This is a genomic window from Catenulispora pinistramenti, assembly GCF_018274385.1.
Classification (GTDB): domain Bacteria; phylum Actinomycetota; class Actinomycetes; order Streptomycetales; family Catenulisporaceae; genus Catenulispora; species Catenulispora pinistramenti.
Window position 1 is genome coordinate 1 of the sequence record NZ_JAAFYZ010000448.1, and the last position, 2,225, is coordinate 2,225.

1 protein-coding gene is annotated in these 2,225 nt (G+C 71.0%); it reads right to left on the reverse strand.

Going from position 1 to position 2,225, the window contains the following annotated elements; translation table 11 throughout:
* Positions 1–26 precede the first annotated feature (26 nt).
* On the reverse strand, positions 27–2,225 hold a 2,199-nt coding region (locus KGQ19_RS48360), incomplete at its 5' end, for a hypothetical protein (RefSeq protein WP_212022354.1).

Genomic DNA, 2,225 nt, shown 5'->3' on the forward strand with positions numbered 1-2,225 from the left:
GGGTTGGTGGCGGCGCCGCCTTTCGGCTAGTGACCTGTGGGTTTGTCGTTGGTGGACGGGGTGCTGCTGTCACAGGGAAAGATGATTGGGACGCAGGAACCCGTCGGGGACGTCGGCGCACTGCTGGTCGACGTCGTGGACGAGCTCGATGGGCTGGACGGCGTATCGCTGGAGGAGGAGCTGCGCGTCGGCGTCTCGTCACTGGACGAGTGCGACGACGTGCTGGGGGTGGACGGCTTGCTCTTGCTGCGCGTCGGCGAGCTGTGGTGGTAGCTCGGCGAACTGGAAGACGTCGTGCTGCTCTGGCCGCTGGTCCCGACCGGTGTCGTCGGCACGTCGGTCGGCGTCGGCGAGATCGACGGGGACGAGGTTTCGGTGGGCGTCGTCCCCGTCCCCTGCGGAGTGTTCCCCGACCCGCTCAACACCACCGCCGTGGCCCCGGCCACCAACAAAACGGCCGTGGTCACCGCCCCGATGAGCGTCTTGCGCCGCGGGCCGCCGGGACCGGCCGGAGCGTCGGCGGGGACGGGATCGTCACCGTCACCGTCCCCGTCGTCCTCCTCAGCCTCCGCGGCGGCCTTCTCGGACACCTGATCGAAGGTCCGCGTCGCCTCCCGCTCAAGCGTGTTGTCCCGGTCGGGATTGATCACCTGCGTGTGCTGGGCGTCCTCACCTTCCGCGGGCTCGGTCACCCCCGGTCGGAACCAGTCGTCCGGCGCGCTGGTCTGCACCGGAGGCTTCGGCTCCTCGGCCTCCGCCTGCGGCCGCGGAAGGCTCGGGAGACTCACGGCGAACGCGGACAGGGAGCGCGGGACCTTCGGGCTCGGCTTGGCCGGGAAGATCCAGTCGTCTTCGAGGTCGGCGGGGGAGCCGGACTCGGGATCGGTGTCCGCGGCGGCGTCGGTAGCGGTGTCGCTAGCGGTGTCGCTAGTGGTGTCGCTAGTGGTGGCGGTGGGGTCGGCGTCGGGGGAATCGGTGTCCGACGAGTCCGCCTCTGGCGAGTCGGCCTCGGAGTCCTCGGCTTCCGGCTCGGAGCCCTCGTCGGACGCCGCGTCGTCGGCAGCCGCGGTGCCGCTGCCCTCCTTGGCCAGCGAGGACGCCGCGAGCGTCTCGATCCCGAGCCTCGCGAACGGATCGCGCTTCGGCAGCGGCTCGGGTTCGGGCTCGGGCTCGGGATCGGCCTCGGGCTCCGGCGCGGCTCGCGGGACGGAGAACGCGTCGAAGGCGGCAAGCAGTTCGCTGCTGTCTTCGATCAGGGGCTCGAACTCGGCGTCGTCATCAGCATCAGCATCAGCATCAGCATCGGCGTCGGCGTCGGCGTCAGCATTGGTGTCGGCGTCGGCATCGGTGTCGTCATCGGCGTCGGCATCAGCCTGCTCCGCCGAGTGCTCGGACTCGGCCGCGCCATCCTCGGCGCTCAGCGAGTCGCCATCCAGGACCGGCTCGACAGCCTCCCCGGCAGAGCCCTCGACACCGGCTGCCTCGGTGATCTGTTCAACTGCCTCGGCCTGCCCGCTCGGCGAGTCGGCATCGAGATCGGCAGCCTGTTCGACCGAGTCCGCGATGCCGTCCGCCTCCGCCTCCGCCTCCGCCTCGACATCCTGCTCAGCGAAGGCCTCGAACCCGCCGGCCACCGGCTCCGTGCCCGGCACCTGTTCCTGGTGATCCTCGTTATCTTCGTGTGCCTCGTCCGACTCCGGCACGTCCCAGTGTCCGCTCACCGGCTCGGGTTCCGCCTCGGACTCGGCCGCCGGAGCCGTGCCGCCGGAACGGCCCGCGAACACGTCGAAGCCGCTGGGCATGTAAGGCTCCGGGGTCCCGGTCGGCCGTGTGGTGCGCGCGCCGCCGAACGCCGACAGCACGTCCGCCTCGGCCCCCAGCGCGTCGCCGTCCGCCGCACTCGCCTTGCTGGATCCGCTGAACCAGTCGTAGTCCTTGGGGTCTTCGGCCGGAGCCTCGGTCGCCTGCTCGGGAGCCGTCAGGTCGGCAGGCTCGTCGGCCACGACCTCAACCGGCGGCTCGTCTACCTTCGGCTCCTCGTCGAACGAGTCTTCGCCGAACGCGTCCTCAACCACCGCGTCCTCAACCACCGAGTCCTCGACACCCAACCCGAGTAGCGCCGAGTCAATCGGGTCACCGACCGGCGGCGGCATCTCCTCATCGCCCGCCGACCCCGCCGACCCCGCCGACTCCGTCTCCGCTCCTGGAACGCCACCCACGCCACC